We start from the raw sequence: 20,072 nt of genomic DNA on the forward strand, positions 1-20,072 counted from the left end.
TTCATTGGAGGGGTGCATCATGATTGCATCGTCGTCGCGCTGCAATACCCCTCTCCTCCTCCCTTCTTGCGTGACGACCCTGGCCCCCTGTGAAGCATCACACGGGGGCCCTTTTTTCGCTGCAGCGTCTGCTCCTGAAGAGAGGCCCGCTAGCAGGCGTTGCCCGTCTGCGCCTCTCGAGCAGGCACTTTTGTTTCGCTTTCGGGCGAAGCGGCCCTCAACGGCTGACGTCGAGCACCGCGGCTGGGAGTTCGAGCCTTCTTACGGCCTGCGCGGCCGTCAGAGCGTCATCGCGACTCGGGTATGGCCCCAGGCGCACACGCACCTTCCCTCCTTGCGGCGCCGTGGCGAAGGGACGCAGACCGACGCGCTCCAGCATCGCCTGGACGCGGTTCGCCTCCTCTTCATTCTCGAAGACGCCCACCTGCACGACAAACAGGGATGTTCCTGAAGGCGAATCCAAAAACGCTTCAGCCGAAGACGGTCTTGCAGGGGACGACGCGGGCCGCGAGCTGCTGTAGACGGCACTAAGCGCGAGCACCAGGCTACCCGCCGCCGCGAGCGCCGGAGCAAGGAATGATGGGCGCAGCCACACAGCGGGCCAAGGTGTGCCCGCCGCCCTGTCCAGAGCTGAGGCGCGAAGCTCGACAGCCCTGCGCAAAATGCCCAGTCCTAGCCCAAACACCAGCGGGGAGAACACCCCGAGGAGGTAGCCGAAACCCCCAGCCAGGTTCGCCAGGATGCCCCCTGTGGTCTCGCGTCCTGTGCACCACAGGCACTGGCCGAAGAACCAAGCGGAAACCTTTGCGAACGACCTCAATGACCTGAGTGCAAAGGCATCTCCCGCCAAGATGTTCTGCGCGGAGATGGCGATGGAGGCAACAGCCAACCCGAAAAGGATGAGCTCCAGCCACCCGAGGAGCCGTGCGAGGCGCGCCAGGCCTGGCGAGCTCCGGCGCACTGCGCCTGCGGCCAAATCTCCAGGTTCCATTCCCGACTTCTCCTCTCCAATCTTGTTCGACGCAGGCGGACCTCGGCAACACGCTCGCTGGAGCAGAACCTGCAGCAGCACCCACGAGCCAGCGACCTCAGGTCTGACTTGGTAGCTTATTGGCCAGCCTGACGCCGTTGCGGACGTCCAGCGGTCGAAATTGTCAGGCAAAGCCTGCACAGCCTGCAAGAACCGAAAAGGGCGTCAGCCCTTGAAGATGCGCTAGAGGTCCTCGAGGTGCTCGTGCCTCCCGAACCCGGAGTCGCGAAGGTCGACGTCGGTCTCGCCGTAGCGCCTCGAGGAGCCAAGAAAAAACCCTGCCAGCAATCGCTTGCCAGCAGGGTCGAATGAGCGCTCAGGGGCGCACGGGGTTAGCCTTCGTTGTCGTCCTCGATGCCGTCAATCGGCGTCCAGTGCGCCCGGACGCGGATGATGGCGCCAAAGTTGCCCGCAAGGTCGGCAACGTCCGCGCCGGCATAGCCGTGGTAGCTGAGACCGGTGAGGTCGCAGATGCCGCCAGTGATGCGCTCGGAAACGTGGTCGTTGAGCGAGTCAATGCCTGAGGCGATGTCCTCTAGTTCTACGCCAAGCACGACGTCCAGGACGTGTTCACCATCGTCGGTGATGCGGCGGAGCTCCGCGTGCGTGAGCGGGGACGTACCCGCCAGCACCAGGTGCTTGCCACCCTCCTCCAGGAAACGGCCGGGAACCAGAGTCGGCAGTGCGGGTGTGCTGCCTTCCCGGATTCCCGACCACGGGGCGACTTCCTCGGCCTCCATCGTGATGCCGCGCTCGTCCGCGAGGCCTTCCTCCAGGGCGCGGCCAACGGCCGTCCAGGCGAAGTCCTCGTCTGCAAAACTCGTTTCCTTGACGCCGGGCGTTTCGATGACGAAGGTTGCGGGCTCAGTGCTCAGCCGCGAGACGACAAGGTCTGCTGGCCATTTGGCAACCGGACCGAAATGCTGCGCCAGGGTGAGCCGGACATACAGCGCGTACCGGAACGCCCGCAGGTAAGCCCAGACACCTTCCGGGTTCACGTCGACTTCGAAGCCGAGTGATTCCCGGCGGCCGAGGAACTCCTGCGCCCGCTCGATGTACTTGAACACCGCATCGACCTCTGCGTCCCGCGCGCCCATGAACTCGCCGGCGGCGTCGGATGCGTAATCGCCTCCGAATCCGATTTCAACCAGGTCCGAGAGCTCCTTGTCGCTGGCCTGGTCCAGCCAGGCAGTGGCATCGAAGTCCGCCGTCATGCGGTTGTCGTCCGACTTGATGCGAGCAGGGGCCCGCAACGTGTCGCGCTGGCCGGCGAAGACGCTGAGCACAGGGAGCACATGCATGGTCTGCGACACGGCAGGCGCCAGGTCGACGTTCTGTGCAGATGCAGAAAACTCGTTCCAGGTACGGTGCCCGTTGATGCGGGCCATGGCGTCGAGCGCCTGGCCGTGCTTGATGGGCGAGCCAATCTCGCGCAGGTACGTCGAGAGAACTTTGGCCTTGAGCTTGCTTTGAGAAATGTCCATTTTTGTTTCCAATCAGGTTCTGACTGGCCTCCGATAGGGGTAAAGCTTGGGTGCGCGAGTTGCCAGCAAGGCCAGTCGGAATGACTGGGAAAGCTGCGTCTGACAGGGTTCTGGGAACCGCCAAATTTACCGGACCTCCGAAGAGGCTCGCGCGGCAGGCTTTGGCAGCCTTCCTGGTATAGGGAGCGCGGCGGTTCGAGGCCAGTGCCCCAAGCGGGTTTAAGACGGTTCCGCTATAGGTTCCCACCCGCGCGCCGCGCCTCACCCCCACGCATCTCATGCAACTCGCTCAGAAGATTACGAAGCTCCGAACGCTCCAGCCGACCCCTGGCGGCATGAACGAGCTTTTCTACCAAGCCCGCAACCTGGCCATCGAGGCTCTGCTGCTGCGCCTGGAAAATCAGCTCCTTCGCTCGGGGTTCCCCGCCATCTGCGCATGGAACGAGTCCTCGTTCAGCGACCCCAGCATCTACATCCAGCTGCCCAATCCCAAGGAAGGCGCGTCCTGGGACGTCGCGACCTGCACGCTGCGGGTTCTGCGCTCCAAGGAAAGGGCCCCGGACTTCGTCTCCGGTTGCGTCTATGTCGTGAAGGGGTTCTCAGCCGTCGAGCACTGGCGGGGGAAGCAGCCGGCCAAGGTGGTCGCCTTCCGGGAGGCAGTCACCGCGCTGCACGACTCCGGACACTTGGCCGCGGAGGTGCTGAAGGTCAACTTCCCGTTCGAGCGGGGCTTTCACAGCACCTTCTGACTAGGCGAAGGGCTTCCGGTGAGCAAGACCAACCACCGCCGCCAGGGCGACAAGGCTCGCAAGGATAGCGAGCGCTATCGGCACAGTTCCTGCTCCACCGCGTGCTCCAACGCCCCCTCGACGGCGCCGGCGCCTACTCGCCACTGTCGGACCGCACCATCGGGACCTGCTTCGGCGGAGACAACTCCAACGGCCATCAGGGCTACGCGAATGCCAAGCGTGGTGCCAAGAAGTTCGTGCGCTCCCGGGTGCGCTTCCACGAGGACCGCGCGGCACGTGAGTTGGCGCGTGATGCGCTCATCGGAGACCTCTGAGATGTAATGAGCGCCTGCCCCGGGCGACCGGGGGAAACCACCGAGCCCGCGCAGGCTTGACGCCTGCCTGCCTTGGGTCGAGGGACGGCGGTTCAAATGTAAGACACAATGCTTACCGCCGAGCTGGTGCCGGCTCAGCCAGGCGGCCTGCTTGGCGGGCCCAGGTCGAGCACGTTGAAAGGAAAGCGATGACCCGTGATGAGCTGATTGCAGAACTGCGCGCGAAGGGCTTCAAGATGCAGGCGACCGCCTCCTCTCGCTGGATGGGAGCCCTTTACTTCGCGACCGCAGCGAAGACGATGTTCGTTCTGGTCCGCAAACGCGGAGTTGACGTCGTGGTGACGCCCCTCAAGCTAGAAGCGCTTCTCAACGAAAAAGGGGAAGCCAGCATCAGCCTCCGGCGCGAGGACGATGACGTTGCTGAGTGCAACTTCGAGGAAAGCGGAACAGCTGTCCACCAACGCGTCAACGACGCAGCTCACCGTTTTACCCAGGACCAGGAGATAGACCCATCGTTTTTCCAGAAGGTCGGCCTGGGTCGAAAGGAGTCAAACGAGCGCTATCGAGCCGAACACGACGAAGCTGCCCAGTTGTTCCAGGCAGTAAGTCCAGGAAATGGCGAGCCGGGCTACTTGGAAGGCGGCGTTTGGCTCCACAAGGACGGGCGAACAGAGCATCGGGGCTAGCCGCCGGGTACCCTCTGCGCATCGCATGCGTTTGGCCCCCTGGGCCGGGCATCAGGTCTGAAAGAAGCCGTTCTCGATTGCATTCAGGTACCGGACGATAGATGATTGGCAACAGGGGAGTTCGTCCGCTTAAAGCAGCAGCTCGGAGGAACCTATGGCCTGGAAGGTTACTGTCGACCAGTCGTTTGATGTCGACGCGTTCGACACGTACTGCCACAGCTTGGCCTGGACTGCCTGGCGTCCCTCGTTCCTTGTCGTCCACAACACGGGTGTACCGACCCTGGCGCAGCGGCCGAACGGATTCACGAAGACGCACATGGGCAACTTCGCAACCTACTACCGGGACAAGATGAAATGGAGCGCGGGCCCTCACCTCTTCATTGACGACAAGCGCATTTGGGTCTTCACGCCACTCACCATGTCAGGCGTGCACTCGCCTTCGTGGAACAAGCAGTCACTCGGCATCGAAATGCTCGGCGACTTCGACAGAGATGCGTTTGACGCCGGCAGAGGGCTGAAGGTACGGCAGAACACCGTTGCCGCCATGGCCACCCTTTGTGCCATCCTTGGCCTCGAGCCCATGACCACGAAGCTCCATCGTGAGGACCCTGAGACCACGCATGCCTGCCCCGGCACCAACGTTCGCAAGCTCGAGTTGATTGCAGATGTTCAGGACCTCCTTGCGACCAGGCATCAGGGAGAGCACCAAGCCTGAGTGCCGGCGGGGGCGCGCCGACCGCGGCTACAGACTCCGGATGTCTACGTGCTTGCCGTCAGCAAGCGCTGCTTCCATCGCAGTGCGCCCCCATAGGCGCAGCCGCATCTTGCGGAAGGCAGCGGCCTCCCGCAGCGGCTCCTGCGCATCAGGAAGGCCTTCATTGGCCTCGGCCAGCGACGCCTCCCATTGCTCGGCGTAGATAAGCGCCAGCCGCGCGGTCTCTCGTTCCTCGGAGGTCAAGGACTTCAGGCTCTTGCCTCGAAGGGCCTCGAACGCAAACTTGAGGGCTGTCGCCGCTTCAGCCTCCGGTCCCTTGCCACCATACGCTTGCGCATAGCTCTCGCGGTCCAGTACTGCAGGGGCCAAGGCTCGCGTGAGCGTGAGGTCGTCGGATTGGCGTGGCATGGGTAACGTTATAGAAGGCGCGGAGGAGCCCGATGTGTCAGCTCAGGTGCTTGCCGACTAGGGCGGTCATCTCGAACATCGTCACTTCGTCCTTGCCCATCACCGCTTTCAGCTTGGCGTCGCAAAGGATGTTGCGCTTGTTCCCGGGGTTTTGCAGGTTGTTCGCCTTGATGTACTCCCACAGCAGCTTCGTCACTTGCGTCCGGGGCTGGGGCGTCGAGCCAATGACTGCTGCCAGCTCCGTGCTGGGGGTCAGTGGGCGAGAGAAGGCGTTGGTTGTCTTTTCGGTCATGATTCTAAAGTCCAAGTAAACCACCATTCTACGGAGGCCAGAATCTGGCCCCGCTGGCCTCAGTCGCAGCTGAATCCGCGCGGGCTCGGAGGGGTGGGACGACCCTGTGCGACGAACGCCGGAGCACTTGGTGCGCCCTGTTGAGCGCACGGATGCAGCGCGGGGAGCTCTGCGACCAGACCTGCTATGAGTCGCTTGCGAGCTTCGGCGGCACGGGCGTTGTACTCCGGCGCGCCACAGCTGTGGCGCGTATCAGCGTACGTGTCAACGAGGCCGAGCAGCCCGCGCACGGCTGCGGCGGTGCGGGAGTCGAGAGATTGCAGGAGCGCGTCGGGCATAGGAATACTACTTATTGTGATGGTGAGCGTCTGGGGACAAATCCTGGCCGCTCAGGCCTTGTCAGGTTGGGGCAACGGAAGCTTGAGGTCGGCGCAGGCAGCGGTGAGCGCCTTCTGCGCAGTGGGCGCCGACCAGGAGCGAGGCGAGTCTCGACGGTCGGCACAGAACGGCGCCTCGCGCCGCCGAACGGACCATGCGTTCCGCTTGTTGGCTGCGGCCGTGAGGTACGACAGCGGAAGGTTGCGCTCGACCGTCCAGTGGCCGGTGGCGAGCGCGGCGAAGACCAGCTCTGCCTCGGAGTGCTCAATGGCCGCAGGCTTGACCGCCTTCCCTTTCGGCGCTGGCTCATCGAGCACGTTCCCCGTGAGTTTCGCCCAGGCCCGTGCGCCGGAGACCGTCAGTTCCGCGCGCACGACCTTCTCGCGTTTGGTGCTGACCACCTTGGCGAGACCACGACTGATGAGCGAGTCGAACGTTGCCGGATGCTCGTAGTGGCGCCAAGCCTGGCGCTGTGGCTGGTGCATCATCCCGCAAATCAGCGTGCGCTGCCGGGGCGTCAGGCGAAGCGCGGATACCTGGCCGCTACGGGGTTGAGTTGTCGTCATAGGAGAATGTGTCCTCAGGTGTGCCTATGGGCGTGCGCGCCTCGCGGATGAAGCGACCAACACTCTAGAGAAATGCTTTAGCCAACCAGCGCCGTAAACCCACGGTCTTCAGGCCGTGGATATAAGGCGCGAGTATTGCAGACTATCTGCGCTTTGCCGATATAGGTGAGCCGGCTCGGACTAGGCTGAGTCAAAGCGGACCTCTATAGGCTATACTTTCCCTAAAATCTAGCCTGACTTTGCTACCGACGTCTAAAGTTCGCGCCAAGCGGACCTCCTATCCCAAGCACGACGTGACCTACGAGGTCCGCGAAGGCGTGCTCGAGGTGTCGCCCGCGCTGGGTGCACGCCTGCACGGAACGCTCGACGTGCTGTGCGAGCTGCGCGAGCATCTGCGCCGGGAACGCGAGCACGACCGTGCCCTGGGCCGCGCCGCCCGGGCCACCGGGGGCAGCCACCGCTATCTCGCCAAGGCCGACCAGTACCAGACCGTGCGCGCTCTGGCGGCGCGCGACCATCGCTACGCCGGCGTGCACTCCCAGGTCCTGCAGAACGTTGCCGACCGCCTCGACCACGCCACCAAGGCGTGGCTCAAGGGCGAGCGTGGGGCACCCACGGCAGTGCCGCGCAAGAACTACCGCAGCCTCACCTTCACGCAGTACGGCTTCGCGGTGAAGATTCAAGGCGGGCGCCTGCACATGAGCCGGCTCGGCGAGGCGTGGCTCATCGGCCTGCGCAAGCTGCCGGGTCGCGTCAAGAGTGTGACCCTCGTGTTCAAGCAGGGCCGCTGGTTCGCGCAATTCACCTGCGAGGTGCAGGTGCAGCACTGCGAGGGACGGCGTCGCCACGCCTCTCCCGAGGTGGCGCTGCTGCCGGATTCGGGGCTCGATACGGGCCTCGCGCGAATCGCTACGCTCGCCGACGGCACCACCCATACGCCGGCGAAGCCCCTGAAGCAATTGCTGCCGCGGCTCAAGGCCGAGCAGCGCAAGATGAGCCGACAGTTCGAGGCCCGCAAACGCGAGCTCGCGGCATACAGGAAGGCGTTTCGGGCCCTGGGGCTCCATGGGCCGCTGCCGGAGCGTGACCACCGCCCGCTCAGCAATCGGCTCAAGCGCCAGATTCGGCGGGTCGCCATCCTGCACTCGCGCATCGAGTGCGTGCGCCGAGACCAGCTGCGCAAGGTCGCGCGCCAGCTCGAGCAGAAGTACCGCCTCATCGCGGTCGAGGAGCACGGGGTCGAGTTCATGAAGCGGAACCGGCGCACCAGCCGCAGCGTCTCGGACGTCGCCCCTGCGATGTTCAAGGGACTGCTCAAGCACGCACTCGGAGAGCGCTACGTTCCGGTCGCCAGCCGGCGTCCCGGCATCGGAGGCAACAGCCAGACGTGCCTGTGCGGCGCATCGGTGCCCAAGACCCTCTCGGAGCGCTGGCACGTCTGTGCGGCCTGCGGCCTGTCGGCGGACCGCGACGCGGTCAGCGCCAACATCGCGATGGACATCGCGTTCGGATATTCAAACCTCGGGGCGGTGAAGCCCCCGGAGCCCGGGCAGGGCCTCGTCAGACGTGGAGAAGGCAAGTGCCAAGCCGGGCGACCGGTGAAGGCCTCGCGCAAAGCGACAGAGCCTCCTGTGAAGCGTCCATCCTCCACCGGCCGACGGCTGGCGTGTACCGCGGGTGCGCAAGCTACCGCGGGAGTCAAGAACCCGCAGCTCTTGCCAGGCGCTCTGGCGCCCAACTTGAGCGGCTGAGACGAGCACCACGCCGGACAGGTCCGGGCTCAGCGCCTGACCTAAAACGTAGGAAGCCCCCGCCTTCAGGCGGCGGGAGGAATGTCACCAGATGCGCATTTTAGCTTAAACTCACCTTTTCACCTAGCCTTTAAATGCCCGAGCCCGACGCCACCCCATTGCCCTCCTCCGAGCCTAGCTCAACCAAGAAGCGAGGGCGAAAGCAGACGACAGGTCGCTACGATTCCAGAGAAGCACTTCTCGAGAGAATCTGGTTCCAGCACCAGCGGTCATCGCTCAGCGCGGAGGCTATCGGTCGCCTGGTGGGCGTGTCGCAAATGACCGTGCTGAAGATTCTGCAGAGTGGCGAAGGTAGGGCGGAGCCCTGAGTACCTTAGGGGCGCCGCTGAGCGACGCGCGCGCTCCTCAAGCGGCGCACGCTCGAACGCCGGGGCACAGTCGCCAAGCTCGCGCCTGCGGTCGGGCCCACTCAGCGCCGCCGCGCGCCGGTTCTTGACCGCCTCGCAGAAACCGCCGGTGCCTGGAGCGCCTGCGCTGTCGTGCGGATAATGCCGGCGCAAGTGGTATCCGTACGCCCCAGGCAGGCTCAGCGGCCCGTCTGGCCCTCTGGGCTCGGCTTGGGTGTCCGCTGGAGTATGGCGCCGACCATCAGGGGCAGGCGCTTGGCGCGGATGACACGAATGCAATGGTCGACGGCGGCCGCGTGAAGGATTTGCGGTCCTGTCTTGGAAGGCTCTTTCTCGGCTGCCCTGCTTGTTCGAGGTAAATGTTGCCACGCTGACTTGGCCCCCCTGTGATTCGTTCGCCGGGGGGGCCTTTCGTCGCGCCCTTCGTGAGAAAGTCGTTCTTGGCACCTTGCGCCCCGGCAATACACTCTCGCACTCGACCCTCCGCCAACGACAGATGCTCAAGAAACCCCTGCTGCCAATCCTTGCAACCACCCTCCTGTTCACGTCGGTTGCCCATGCTGCGGACCGGCTGCTGCCAACAGAGGCTGCCCAGAAGCTGGAAGTCACCTTCAGGAAGGACGGCAAGGCGCTCTTCGTCGACATTCTCAATGGCAGCCAGGCGGTATTGACCGGGCTCACCGTCCAGTGCGACGTAGACCTTCCTGCGGTGACCACGACCCCGGAGTACGTCCCGCCTGCCAGGCCTCGTCCGAAGCACTCAGCTAAAGGCGCAGCTGTCGTGGCGCCTGACGAAGACTTTTCCCTTTTGTTCGGAAATACCTCGGGCGATGGCCGCAAGGGCAAGGGCGGAGAGCACATCTCGGACTATTCGTCGAGGACCGTGCGCGACCGCGAGTTCGTGAAGCTCGAGCTCACCGGACTGCGGGTCCTGCCTGGAAAGTCGGTCGAGGGCTATACCGAAACGCCCAAGGCAATCCGACATTGCAGCGCGCTTGACCCGCGCGGCCGCGAGAAGAAGCTCTACGAAGTGTTCTAGGCTCGAGCTTCAGCTCGCGAGGAGGCCGAGCAACAACAGCGCGGCCGCCACCCCGGCGCCGCTGCTCTTCGTGAAATCGATGTGCGTGCCCCCGCAAAACCGACACAGAGAGCGGACCGCCCTGCCCTTTCTGACAACGAGTATTGGGACCATCAGCTTTCCGCAGTGTCCGCAGCGGTCATGCGTTTCCGTGACGTCCGGCCGTTGGCGGCGCGCCGTTTTGGGCTTTGGCTCCATGGAGGGCGCCGCCGGCCGGGCCTTAGGCGGAACTTGCACCTGGGAAGCACCGGCAGCATTTGGATGCGTCCGCTCATCCGGCAGGCGAGAGAAAACTCCTTTTCCAGCCGAGACCGGTTGCGGCGACCGCTGTGGCCAAGCCGGGACCTCCCGCGGCCCCGCGGACCTGGCAGAACGGCTTGCGGAACCAGGTTCGAGCGGCCCTGGCCGGAGTACGTTGGGGCTCGGCCTTGCGTAGACGGGCGCTTGCCGGGGCGGTACACCGGCTTTTTCTGGGAGCACCCGAACGTCAACGGCCGAGGCGGTCCCGCCGCAAAGGACGATGTCGAAGTCCACGCGCTGCCCTACGCTAAGCCTGGCGCCGGCCCGTACCTCCTTGGCACGAGCGGTGAGCCTGCCCAAATGCCCACACTCAATCCGGGCTTCTCCGGTCGCGAGGTCCATCTCAAGGACCACGCCCTCTCCTCGCACCCAAGCCTTCGTCGTCTTCATTGCGGTCCTCTCAGAAGCCACCAGGCTGCAGTCTACCGCTGCGGCCCGCCGCAAACGGTCTCAACGGAGTGCGCGTTAGTCCGCATCGGAGTGCATCAGATGCGCGCCTAAAATGCTGCAACAACGAGGATGGAGTGCTGAATGAGAATGACCGGCAAAGTCGCTGATTTCAACCGCATCACGGGCCGAGGGCTCATTGCGAGCAAGACGTCGGGTAAGGTGAGCTTCCACCTCTCACAGGTCGTCGCAGGCAAAGGGAAGCTCGACGCCGGCGACCAGGTGGAGTTCGAGTTGGGCGACTTGGACGGTGTGCCTCAGGCGTTGGCCGTTTCAGTCCTGTCACGCCACATGGCCCTCCAGCAGCGTACATTGAAAGCTCATTCGGCGACCGCGGTAGCGGAAGGGGCAGCTGGCATTGCGGACAAGCAGGAAGGCACAACGGCTCCTGCCACGGCCACGCCCTTTCCGGCATGGCCGGGCCTTGTCGGCTGAGGAACTCGTCGGCCTAGACCGGGAAGAAAAGAATCAGGCCCAACGGGCCACAGAGCGCCATCAAGGGCAACCGCTTGAGCACAACATCCCAGTCGCGCCGACGCATGTTCTTGCGATATCTGAGCGGCCAGAACAAGCTTGTCAGCAGGCCAGTCGCATACCAAAGGGCAAACCAGGCCCAGCCGTTCATTTCGCTCATTCGATTCTTCTTACCCTTGTGTTTTAGGGCGGAATACCCGATGGCTGCATTGTATCATTGATGACTCTAAAACACTTAACGCTACCGTTTAGAGTCCTTTGAACCCCGGTCAGGTCAGCAGTTGGCGTCGACACGGAACACTAGAAACGGAAGAAGCGTAGAAAGGGAGAATGATGGAAAGCGAACGTCCGTTTGTCACTTACAAGATAAAAAACGAGCGGAACGGCAAGTTCTACGTTGGGTCGACGAGCAATACTTCAAGCCGGTGGGCAGAACATCGGCGGGCTATTAAAGCTGCCCGCACAGCCAGAGTCGGGAACCATCTGATGTGCTTGGACATTCAGAAGAACGGCTGGGGGCTGTCTGATTTTCGTTTTGGAATCATCGAGAGATTCGAGACGAGAGAGGCAATGCTTGCAGGCGAGCAGGCGCTGCTAAACACTTATTGGGGCACCGCGAAAAACTACAACTCCGCCCATGAGGTTCTGAGAGACACAGTCCTGCACAAGTGGTTCGCCTGGAACCTTCGAACTCTCGAGCATCGCCGCTACCTCAGCGTAGAGGCGTTGAGCGTCGACTTTCGCCTTGGATTGAAGACGCTCGCAGGTCTTATTGCGCGTGACGACGTTGCTCCCGGTGATTGGGTATTCGAGCCCTTCAGCAGGCGACGTACTGTGCGAGAGGTACGGCAGATGATGCTCGTGCATGGCATACCGCCTCCTCCCCAGCAGGACGCCGCATCGCTGGCGCGCTCAATCAGCAACTTGATTTACGGACCCTGCAAAGTCAGGGTACGGCCCTCAATGGACATCAAACGCGCGAGTTCTATGGGGTCTAGGCGATGCCCGTTGGCAAACTGCCGCACCCGGCGGCCACTAAAGGGCAACAGCGGGCAATCGGAGCGGCCGGTTAGCGCAACGTCCAGCAGACTTGATTGCTTTGTGAGGCGCAACCCAGGCACACCGCGCCAGCTTGTGATGTTTTCGGAGAAGCCTACCCCGTCCCTTGTTTGCAGCTTCCTACACAAGGAAGGTCAATCAACAAGGAAACGAACATGAAAAGCATGACAGAGCTGAAGACGCTCGCCGCGTCCCTGCGCGTCGCAATGGAGGCCGGCTGCTGCGAGCAGTTTTCGCTTCTGGAGCGCCCCGTCGTCCTGGCCGAGCTTTTTGAGCTCAAGCGCCGCGACAAGGCGGCCCTTCGCAACCTCGAGCTCGAGAGCACGATGGCCAACTACGTCGGCCTGGCGGTGCAAGGCGTCCTCGCAGGATACGTCGCCCTCTACGACAAGCTGGTCGCCGAGGGCCACGACGCCAGCAACTCGTTCGAGTTCGGCAACGACGCGTACTGCTACTTCATCCCTCATCGCGAGGTGGAGGCAGAAGAGGTACCCGCCGGCGCAAAGGGCCTCCTCGGCCTGATTGGCGGCGAGAAGCTACCGCCGCATGTCGTCAAGGCGTTCGTCGTGGAAACACAGAGCACGAACTGGGTCGTGGTCCTCGAGGAACGTTTCGGGCGGCACACGCTGCACATCCGGCAGTTCTGGGACGACCCAGCCTTGCTGGATTCCCCGGACTACCACGGTACGTTCGACCAGTACACCGGGAGCAACCTGAGCATCAAGGACGTCGTCCGCCTGGCTGCAGAAGCTGCGGACAGGTTTTCTGATGACATGCCCGGGGTGAACTATCCCAAACGGCCCTGCCTGAATACGTTCCTGCGCGGCTCACTGGTACCTGGTCACAAGGATGCGGGCATCGGTCTGCGCTATGCCGACGGCCGCGACAAGGGCTACGTTCTGAGCTACGAGCAGCCCTATGGGGATTGCCCGGCGGTCAAAGATGTGCACTGGTTCGGCTTCCACCGGATTTCACATGCGATGGAGCGCATCGGCTTTGCCGTGTCGATGCTGGTGCCCGAGCTGGCCCCCGACGGCGGCGCCGACCTCCTCGACGACTAGCCTGATTGGCTGCAAACAAGCCCTCTGGGCTCGTTTTCTTTTGCTAGCCCTCTCGAATCGCCCAGCGCGGACGGTCGCTGGGCCTGGCTCCTAGCTCATGGCCGGCTCCGAACGAGTTGCCAAGGTGACGCCGCGCCTTGATGATGTGGGCGAAGGAGCGAAGGATGGCCCACCCAAAAAGGCGTTGGAGCTTGAGAGGGTCCGCAGCGCGGAAACCCGGGGGCTCACTTCGGTCCCGTTCCCGTAGGATGGCACAGGAGACCCAGAAGCTGCGGCAGCGGCTTCCTCTGGTATCCGAAGGGGAAGACTGGCTTGCAGGCTGGCTGGAATTGGTCAAGCGGGTGTGGGGCTCCGTCATCCACGGCTACGGCACGTTGATGAGTCGGCATCCCGTCGACAAGCTTTGCAAATTGGAGGCCGATAGGCGCGTCCTCGGCTGGGTTGGCGTGCTCCTGGTGTCCACCGCGCTATTCAGCGTCCTTTACCCAGTGCTCGCCCATGGGCCGCGCATAGTAGACCCCTTTTCGCTGGCGGTATCGCTCGGCAACGTGCTGACGCCATCGCGATACCTCGCGGCGTTTGTACCTTTGCTTGCTCTCGGGCTGGCCTGGGCGCTGGTCCCTTGGTTTGCTGCGAAGCTCGTAAATGGTCGCGCTGCCCACGGTGTCCGACTGCTGGCCGCGACGACGTTCGCCCTCGCGCTCAGCGCCTGGCTGATTGCATTTCTGGTCTCGGGCGCCTTGGTTCCGCTTGCACCAATACGCGGGGTGCTTGGACTAGGCAACTACGACTTCAACAGTGTGCCCACCTCGCCCCGTGAGCTGCCGACCGCCATGTATGCGGGGCTTGTTGCGAGCTTGTTGTCGTACTTGGCTTTAGTCCCCTTGTATCTCGCTCTCGTGGTCGCGGCGATTCGCGCTTCCCGGAGCCTTGCGGGAGCCCTTTTTCGCCGCAGGTGGGCAGGTCTTTTGTCCTCCATCCTCACCGCGCCGGCACTCGTCCTGCTTGCAGTCTCCCTGCCAGCAGCAATTTTGATGAGCGCTGTTCTCGCGCTGAGTACCTCTTCAGGACTCCTGGAACAGGCGCAAGTTGCAGGCACTCCAAGAGGGGAACCCCAGGAGACGGTAGAGGTGGAGCCATTGACCTCATTCTGCAAGTTGGGCCCAATGACCCAAGCCGGTGAGTCAGTGATTGAGTGCCAGCTCCTGGGCTTCACGTCCGGTGCGGGCAGCATTGCCCTGGACTATGGTGAGCAGCTGCTGTACTTCACACCCAGAATCCTTGGCCCCGGCGTGCGCACCACCCGCCGGCTAAGCACAGCCGCCGCTATAGCAACGCCAAGCTTCGGAGAATTCGCAGCTCAAGCAATGAGGCCGCCACAGCCGCTGGAGCAGGAGGGAGAGCCGAGCACCGCTGAGTTGCGCGCCGGGGGACTTGGGCACGTTTCGCAGGTGAGAGGCAGCGTCGTGGAGGACGTAGCACTATTGGAGCTTGGACGCCCTTTTAGCGTTTACGTCCGCCTCGAAGCAGAACGGTTTTGCTCCTTCAAACAGGCTGAGATGCGCGGCAACGTGTGGCTGTACGTCGGCGTAAGCGTCCTTGCGGCCGTCGGCACGCCATCCAGTGTGGCCCGTAGGCGGGCAATAGGCCCCTGGGACCTCAAGAAGGTGGCGGACGAGTGTGAAACAGCCATGTTGCCAGGACGCGGGCCCCCGACGGAGATGCTGGAGATACCGCCACTCTTCCCCAACTGAACGACGCGGCCGTCGCCATCTCCGTGGGTCATTGCACTCTGGCCGGCCGCTTCGCTCCCGCGAACTTCGACAACGGGAACCCGAGACTGTCGTAAGCCCATGCACCGACCTCAATGCGCCGCTTCCAGAACTGCATGCTCACCTTGTCCATTTCCGCCCGCCAGTACTCCTGCGTCTCCGCGCTGGCGGGGTCCTGGGCCGCTATTCCCCTCGTTGTCTCATCGAATAGCGCCTGAGTGGGCTCCAGGAGAAACTTGCGCAGCGCCATCTCGCGCTCCACCAGCACCATGCATATATAGCTGTTCCTGATGAATCCGTCGAACACCTCCTTGCTGCCAGGAACGTTAGCCGTGGCCTTTCGAACGCCGTACAGCTCGCTCGCCGCAAGCTCCAGCCGCGCCGCTGCTGCCACCCGTTCGGCTGCGACGTCAGGCACAGGCCTCAATACCCCGATAATGCCCGCGGCCTGGAGATACTTCAGAGCTCCGTTGATGGCATTCGCGTCCTTGAATCCTGACCGGCGCAGCAGCCGTTCCGCTGCCAGGTCGATTCGGTCGATATAGACCACCCGCCGTCCATCGAGCGAGTACAGCCCTTTTTCCCTGTCCGCTTCAAGAGCCAACGCGAGCAGCGATGCCACCACGATGACGAATGCCGGCCTTACAGTCGTGGTCACCCCGGTCGGGGAGGTAAAGCTGAAGCGCTCCACGCCGTTGTATTGGGCGTGATAGCGCAAATTCGACTCCAAACTCTTCGTGCGCAAATCCTGCAGCATGGGGTTGCCGAGCACCGTGGCCACCCCCATCAAGGCCTGCACCGTCGGCTTCACAGGAAGGACCAACACGTTGTAGAACTTGGCAGCCTTGTCTTCGCCCGGCATGGCATAGACCGAAGCCACGTAGCGTCGGTCATGCTCCCTGTCCTGGTTGAACACCTCGAGCTCGCCAAACACCTCGTTGGGGTCGAAGACCACTCGAGGCTCCGCACTGACGGTGAGGGCCGGGGATGGCTCAGTACCAGGAAGGTAGGCTCCGAATCGTCCACTCTCAACAATGAAGACCTGGCCGGCCGTGTTGTGCTTGTAGGCTATCGGATGGTTGACGGCAACCGTGCGCCAATGCACACCAGGGAGGATATCGTCGCTGATGGCGCTCAGCAGCAAGTGGGCCGGACCGGGGTTTTCCTCTGGCCCGAGACTTCTACGCGCGGCCGCGAGCTCTGCAACCCACTTGTCGATGTCCTTGCGTGAGGCCTGAATGCGCCGTGTGCTGTATATCCCAAGCAACCAGATGTGGAATGGCGCTACCGCGTGGTCTCCGTTGCGCTTTGTGAAACCCTTGAGACGGTCGATGCTCGCCGGAAGGAGGGGTGAGGCCTCGTCGAAGACGTGAAAGCCTGCGTCTCGGAAGTGTCGTCTCATCGCCGTTCGGGACCGCAAATGCCGATGGAGCCCATCCCGGCACTCGGTCAAGGAGGGCTCATCCTGCTTTTCAGTGCTGAAGTCTTCGGGACCCAGGTCCTTCTTGAAATAGCGCCTGTTGCTCGTCGCCACCAACATGATTCCTTCCCGGCCCGGTTCGAACAGCTGCCCGAGTGCGAGCAAAAGCTTAGCCGGGTCAGCGATGTGGTCGAAAAGCCGAATTGCCAGGATGATGTTCGGCATCTCCTTCGTGTCTATGAATCCGAAGGGGTCGTCTTCCTCGAGGTTCCTGACGAGAACCTGCATGAACTTGGAGGGCTGCGCAGCCTTGAGCCGTTCCGATTCCTTATCCACGCCGACGTAGGCGGCGACATTCGGCGCATTCATCAGTTTGTGGCCGATGACTGCATCGCCACACCCGAGGTCCAGCACTCTGTCGTGACGCTTGTTGGAGGGCCAATCCTTGTAGGTCCACATCTTCTCTGGCGTCAACTCAGCGCTTGTCGCCTGGTCGCAAAGCCCCTCCCACCTCTGTAGCGCCGCCTGGATGGAGGTGACATCTCGGCTTCCCGTGGGGTCGTAGCACAACAGACCTTGCACGATTGGGTCGACCAGTTCTCGGCGAAGCTCATCGGTTGCGTCGCCAGCGTCTCGGACCTCCCGGCCCTGGTCGGCACCATCGACATCCTCTGCGTCTTGCGCTGCCATGCCTGTCCTCCGTCGAGGAGGATTCCCCGAAGCGGAGAATTCTGCCCAAAAAACGCGTTCTTGATATGAAGGTTCCACGCCTGGACGTTACCCCCACGCCCGCACGCATGGCAGAATTCCGCCGAATACGACGGTCCGCTGAGCCGAGCACTGCGACGAGGGGCCCCGACCCGATGACAAGGCACTGGGGTTTTCCCGGCCCTCGTCTTTCGGCCCCCTGAAACGCCCTGACGACGGTTTTCGGACCGTGCTGCGCGGTGGCTCAGTAGCCCGGGCGGCGAGTTCAGGGAACGTTTTAGAGTCAACGCAAAGTACCCTAAAGACTTTCCCGTTTCAATCCGGATGATTGGGTCATCTAAAACCCAACCGGAGATTGTCGTGTTCAGCCCCATCGTCCAGGTCATCACCGCCGTCGCGACCGCCTGCCTGAAGGAACCTGCTGTGCGTCGGCTGGCAACCGCCGTCGCCGTGTCGCTCGGCTTATCCCTTGGTGCCTTTTTCAGCGGAACCCACGGCGATACCCACGGAGGCGGCCACGAGCCAGAACCTACCCAGCCGCCGGCGCCCATCCAAAAGCGCGAGCACGAGGAGCGTTTTGCACCTCATCTGCTCGAAGCCGAGTTCAACAAGCCTCGCGCTGCCACCACAGCACACATCATGCAAGGAGCCGAAAGTGAGCACTAAACTGACACTCTGGGGTTTCCTTCTGCTGGGCACGCAAGCCGCTCACAGCGCGGGCGTGTTCGCGGTGGCCCGCGGCCTGTTGGCGGCGCAGAACCTGGCCGACGCGGTATCGGTCTTCACCGACCCGAACGCCCTGGCCGCCATCTACGTCGCGGCCAAGCTTTCGGTGCATTTGTTTGGGGCCCCCGCGAAAGCGTATGTGCTGGCCCGCTACGGAAACGAGCAGCCTAGGTGGGCCCGCACCTTCGGTGCGTGCGTTCGTCGGCTCCTGCCCAAAGCGCAGCTCCGCCTGAGCTCTTGGCTTGGCCTGGTCGATGCAGTGGCGAACGGGGTCATGCTGGCGCCGCTCGCGATGTGGCTGTGGCATGCCTCTCAGCTGGGCCCGACGGCATGCGCTGCCGTGCTGGGCATGCATGAGCTTCTGGGACTCATCGTGGCCTACGAAGTGTTCGAAAGCCTGTGGCACGCGAGCTCGCATGCAGCAAAGGCCCGCGGGCATTCCGACCAGTAGTCCTTGCCAGAGTCGGAGGAAGCCCTGCGATGCAGGGCATTTTGTTTTCGGCCGTCAGCTGCCCAAAATGCCTCCTCGCAAGGTGCAGGCTTGCCATCGTTCTCGCGGCACAAGGCGTCCTTGGGGATGGAATTTCGAGCCGAGTCGGACTACAGCTGCGCGACGGGCGCGTCGCTGACGGCAACGCCATGGGCATTCAACCGCTGGCGGATTTCGTCGGCGAGCGCCCAGTTCTTGGCAGCCCGGGCCTGCTGTCGCTGCGACTGCAGGTCGTCGATGTCCGTGTGGCTCAAGCTCACCGCGGCCGAACGGGGCAGGCGGGCCCAGGCATCGACGTCGATACCGAAGAAGTGCAGACCGGCCGCCAATCGCGCAGGTGTGCCGCCCTTGAGCTCCTGCTTCAGCCAAAAGCTGCCGGCAGGTGCATTCAGGTTGTCCGCCAGAACCTCAATGAGAGCATCCGCTGTCCCAGGCACAACGCCAGCCAAATCCTGGGTGAGCTGCAGCACGTCCGCATGGGTGGACGCCAGAAGCTTGTCATTCCAGTCCAGCGGCTTCTGCCAGTGAGCCTGCACCAGCGCGAAGCTCAGCAGCTGCCCGCCCAGGCCCGGCGCCAACGCCTCCGCGGAGTCGAGGGCCGCCTGCCAAGTGACGAAGTTGCCCTCGCTCTTGCTCATCTTGCGACCATCGGACAGGACCGAGCCGTTGTGCATCCAGATTTCGGCCAGGGGCCGGCCGAACACCGGCTCCGACTGCATCATCTCCGCCTGGTGGTGCGGGAACTTGAGGTCGACGCCGCCTCCGTGGATGGTCACGCTGCCGCCAAAGAGCGCGCGAATCATTGCGGAGCACTCGATGTGCCAGCCCGGGCGGCCCCAGCCCCAGGGCGATTCGAAGCCAGGCTCATCCCGAGAAGTGGTTTTCCACAGCGCAAAGTCCCGCAGGTCCTCCTTGCCGTCAGTACTCACCCGCGTGGCGCCTTGCTCCGAGCGAAGTGCGCCTTCCTTGTGGGGCATCAACAGTGCACCGTCATAGGCGCTCACCCGGTAGAGCACGTCACCCGTGCTCGCCACGTAGGCCAGCCCCAGGCCGATGAGCTGCTTCATGAGCCAGAACATGTCGGCCAGGTACTCGCTCGCCTTCGGCTCCTCCGGAACATCCAGCCCGGTGGCGCGCATCAGCTGGCGGTTCTCCTCGGCGTACTTGTCCGAGAGCTCGTGCCAGGCAACGCCGGCCGTCTTGGCCGTGTTGATGATTTTGTCGTCAATGTCTGTGATGTTGCGCACCAGGCGCACACGGTGACCCTGCGCCGTGAGGACGCGCTTCAGGAGGTCGAAGACGACATAGGTGCGTGCGTGACCGACATGCGCGGACGAGTACGGCGTGATGCCGCAAGCGTAGATTGAAACGTCGGTGGGTTCGACGCGCTTCAGCGCGCCCGAGAGGGAATCTTTGAGATGCATGATGGTTCGTTCGATGGCTGCGGGAATCGGTTGACGTGATTCGCGCACAGACATCGTGCAAGCGCAGCATGGCGGACAACCGCCTTGGAAATGCTTAGCTTGCTTAAAACCGTCATCTTTGAATTCTACCTTTAAAACGTAGCCTATAGCGTATCAGTTTAGCCTGCCGCGTCGCATACACAGCCATGGCACGGCGGCACTGTCTCATGATTTCAGCTTTGGCACAGGCGCTCGAGAACGCGTACTCCGGCATCATCCATGGGCCAATGGCTGCGTAGGTTTCATCCCGAGGGAACACCTTGGCCGCCCTGCCGCGGGACGTCGGCTGGAAAG

At 63.0% G+C, this 20,072-nt stretch carries 20 protein-coding genes; 12 read left to right on the top strand and 8 right to left on the bottom strand.

What is annotated here, in order from left to right:
• Positions 1-217 precede the first annotated feature (217 nt).
• Together APY03_RS04885 and APY03_RS04890 are read right to left on the bottom strand one after the other, a co-directional pair.
• Positions 218-976: an SPOR domain-containing protein gene (locus tag APY03_RS04885; RefSeq protein WP_068674474.1), complete on the bottom strand. Its 759-nt coding sequence runs from the start codon at positions 974-976 to the stop codon at positions 218-220.
• Between the two features lie 386 nt (positions 977-1,362).
• Positions 1,363-2,514 (bottom strand): glyoxalase superfamily protein, encoded by a 1,152-nt coding sequence (locus tag APY03_RS04890; RefSeq protein WP_068674476.1) that lies wholly within the window; start codon positions 2,512-2,514, stop codon positions 1,363-1,365.
• A 335-nt stretch (positions 2,515-2,849) separates the two neighbouring features.
• Here APY03_RS04890 and APY03_RS04895 point away from each other — a divergent pair, with 335 nt between their 5' ends.
• The 4 genes from APY03_RS04895 to APY03_RS04910 all read left to right on the top strand — a co-directional run bounded on the left by APY03_RS04895 (position 2,850) and on the right by APY03_RS04910 (position 4,978).
• The gene (locus APY03_RS04895; protein WP_068674477.1) at positions 2,850-3,263 is read left to right on the top strand and encodes a hypothetical protein; all 414 of its coding nucleotides are present in this window, start codon (positions 2,850-2,852) and stop codon (positions 3,261-3,263) included.
• Positions 3,264-3,364: 101 nt separating this feature from the next.
• A complete protein-coding gene (locus APY03_RS04900; RefSeq protein WP_068674479.1) occupies positions 3,365-3,577 on the top strand; it encodes a hypothetical protein in 213 nt (70 codons plus the stop codon).
• Positions 3,578-3,765: 188 nt separating this feature from the next.
• On the top strand, positions 3,766-4,263 hold the full coding sequence (locus APY03_RS04905) for a hypothetical protein (protein WP_068674481.1): 498 nt from the start codon (positions 3,766-3,768) through the stop codon (positions 4,261-4,263).
• Positions 4,264-4,417: 154 nt separating this feature from the next.
• Positions 4,418-4,978 (top strand): peptidoglycan recognition protein family protein, encoded by a 561-nt coding sequence (locus APY03_RS04910; protein WP_068674483.1) that lies wholly within the window; start codon positions 4,418-4,420, stop codon positions 4,976-4,978.
• Positions 4,979-5,005: 27 nt separating this feature from the next.
• On the opposite strand, the gene APY03_RS04915 is transcribed toward APY03_RS04910, so the two are convergent.
• The 3 genes from APY03_RS04915 to APY03_RS04925 all read right to left on the bottom strand — a co-directional run bounded on the left by APY03_RS04915 (position 5,006) and on the right by APY03_RS04925 (position 6,622).
• Positions 5,006-5,386, bottom strand: coding sequence for a hypothetical protein (locus tag APY03_RS04915; protein ID WP_068674485.1), 381 nt, complete (start codon positions 5,384-5,386; stop codon positions 5,006-5,008).
• Between the two features lie 37 nt (positions 5,387-5,423).
• Positions 5,424-5,678, bottom strand: a complete 255-nt coding sequence (locus tag APY03_RS04920; protein ID WP_083944163.1) for an SWIB/MDM2 domain-containing protein — start codon at positions 5,676-5,678, stop codon at positions 5,424-5,426.
• A gap of 389 nt (positions 5,679-6,067) precedes the next feature.
• Positions 6,068-6,622: a hypothetical protein gene (locus APY03_RS04925; RefSeq protein ID WP_146039510.1), complete on the bottom strand. Its 555-nt coding sequence runs from the start codon at positions 6,620-6,622 to the stop codon at positions 6,068-6,070.
• A 293-nt stretch (positions 6,623-6,915) separates the two neighbouring features.
• On the opposite strand from APY03_RS04925, the gene APY03_RS04930 reads away from it, so the two are divergent.
• The 3 genes from APY03_RS04930 (at position 6,916) to APY03_RS04940 (ending at position 11,040) form a co-directional block, all read left to right on the top strand.
• Positions 6,916-8,373 carry an RNA-guided endonuclease InsQ/TnpB family protein gene (locus tag APY03_RS04930; RefSeq protein WP_068674491.1) on the top strand — a complete coding sequence of 486 codons (1,458 nt, stop codon included), beginning with the start codon at positions 6,916-6,918 and terminating at the stop codon, positions 8,371-8,373.
• A 903-nt stretch (positions 8,374-9,276) separates the two neighbouring features.
• Positions 9,277-9,819 (top strand): hypothetical protein, encoded by a 543-nt coding sequence (locus APY03_RS04935; RefSeq protein ID WP_068674494.1) that lies wholly within the window; start codon positions 9,277-9,279, stop codon positions 9,817-9,819.
• A gap of 876 nt (positions 9,820-10,695) precedes the next feature.
• Complete coding sequence (locus APY03_RS04940) at positions 10,696-11,040, top strand: cold shock domain-containing protein (RefSeq protein ID WP_162487206.1); 345 nt, start codon at positions 10,696-10,698, stop codon at positions 11,038-11,040.
• 13 nt (positions 11,041-11,053) lie between these two features.
• On the opposite strand, the gene APY03_RS41230 is transcribed toward APY03_RS04940, so the two are convergent.
• A complete protein-coding gene (locus APY03_RS41230; RefSeq protein ID WP_102905932.1) occupies positions 11,054-11,239 on the bottom strand; it encodes a hypothetical protein in 186 nt (61 codons plus the stop codon).
• 173 nt (positions 11,240-11,412) lie between these two features.
• Here APY03_RS41230 and APY03_RS45585 point away from each other — a divergent pair, with 173 nt between their 5' ends.
• From APY03_RS45585 to APY03_RS04950, 3 genes are all read left to right on the top strand, one after another.
• Positions 11,413-12,297 (top strand): GIY-YIG nuclease family protein, encoded by an 885-nt coding sequence (locus APY03_RS45585; protein ID WP_443082796.1) that lies wholly within the window; start codon positions 11,413-11,415, stop codon positions 12,295-12,297.
• 5 nt (positions 12,298-12,302) lie between these two features.
• Positions 12,303-13,199, top strand: coding sequence for a hypothetical protein (locus APY03_RS04945; RefSeq protein ID WP_146039509.1), 897 nt, complete (start codon positions 12,303-12,305; stop codon positions 13,197-13,199).
• A 248-nt stretch (positions 13,200-13,447) separates the two neighbouring features.
• Positions 13,448-14,953 carry a hypothetical protein gene (locus tag APY03_RS04950; protein WP_068674499.1) on the top strand — a complete coding sequence of 502 codons (1,506 nt, stop codon included), beginning with the start codon at positions 13,448-13,450 and terminating at the stop codon, positions 14,951-14,953.
• A 28-nt stretch (positions 14,954-14,981) separates the two neighbouring features.
• Here APY03_RS04950 and APY03_RS04955 read toward each other — a convergent pair whose 3' ends face one another.
• Complete coding sequence (locus tag APY03_RS04955; protein ID WP_068674501.1) at positions 14,982-17,081, bottom strand: class I SAM-dependent methyltransferase; 2,100 nt, start codon at positions 17,079-17,081, stop codon at positions 14,982-14,984.
• 378 nt (positions 17,082-17,459) lie between these two features.
• Between APY03_RS04955 and APY03_RS04960 the strand changes: the two genes are divergently transcribed.
• The gene (locus tag APY03_RS04960; RefSeq protein ID WP_068674503.1) at positions 17,460-17,765 is read left to right on the top strand and encodes a hypothetical protein; all 306 of its coding nucleotides are present in this window, start codon (positions 17,460-17,462) and stop codon (positions 17,763-17,765) included.
• Positions 17,755-18,276, top strand: a complete 522-nt coding sequence (locus APY03_RS04965; protein ID WP_068674505.1) for a hypothetical protein — start codon at positions 17,755-17,757, stop codon at positions 18,274-18,276. The genes APY03_RS04960 and APY03_RS04965 overlap by 11 nt, the downstream gene beginning before the upstream one ends.
• Before the next feature lie 149 nt (positions 18,277-18,425).
• On the opposite strand, the gene APY03_RS04970 is transcribed toward APY03_RS04965, so the two are convergent.
• On the bottom strand, positions 18,426-19,739 hold the full coding sequence (locus APY03_RS04970) for a CysS/YqeB C-terminal domain-containing protein (protein WP_162487205.1): 1,314 nt from the start codon (positions 19,737-19,739) through the stop codon (positions 18,426-18,428).
• Positions 19,740-20,072: the final 333 nt, after the last annotated feature.

Origin of the sequence: Variovorax sp. WDL1, assembly GCF_001541225.1 — a bacterium.
GTDB lineage: Bacteria > Pseudomonadota > Gammaproteobacteria > Burkholderiales > Burkholderiaceae_C > Variovorax.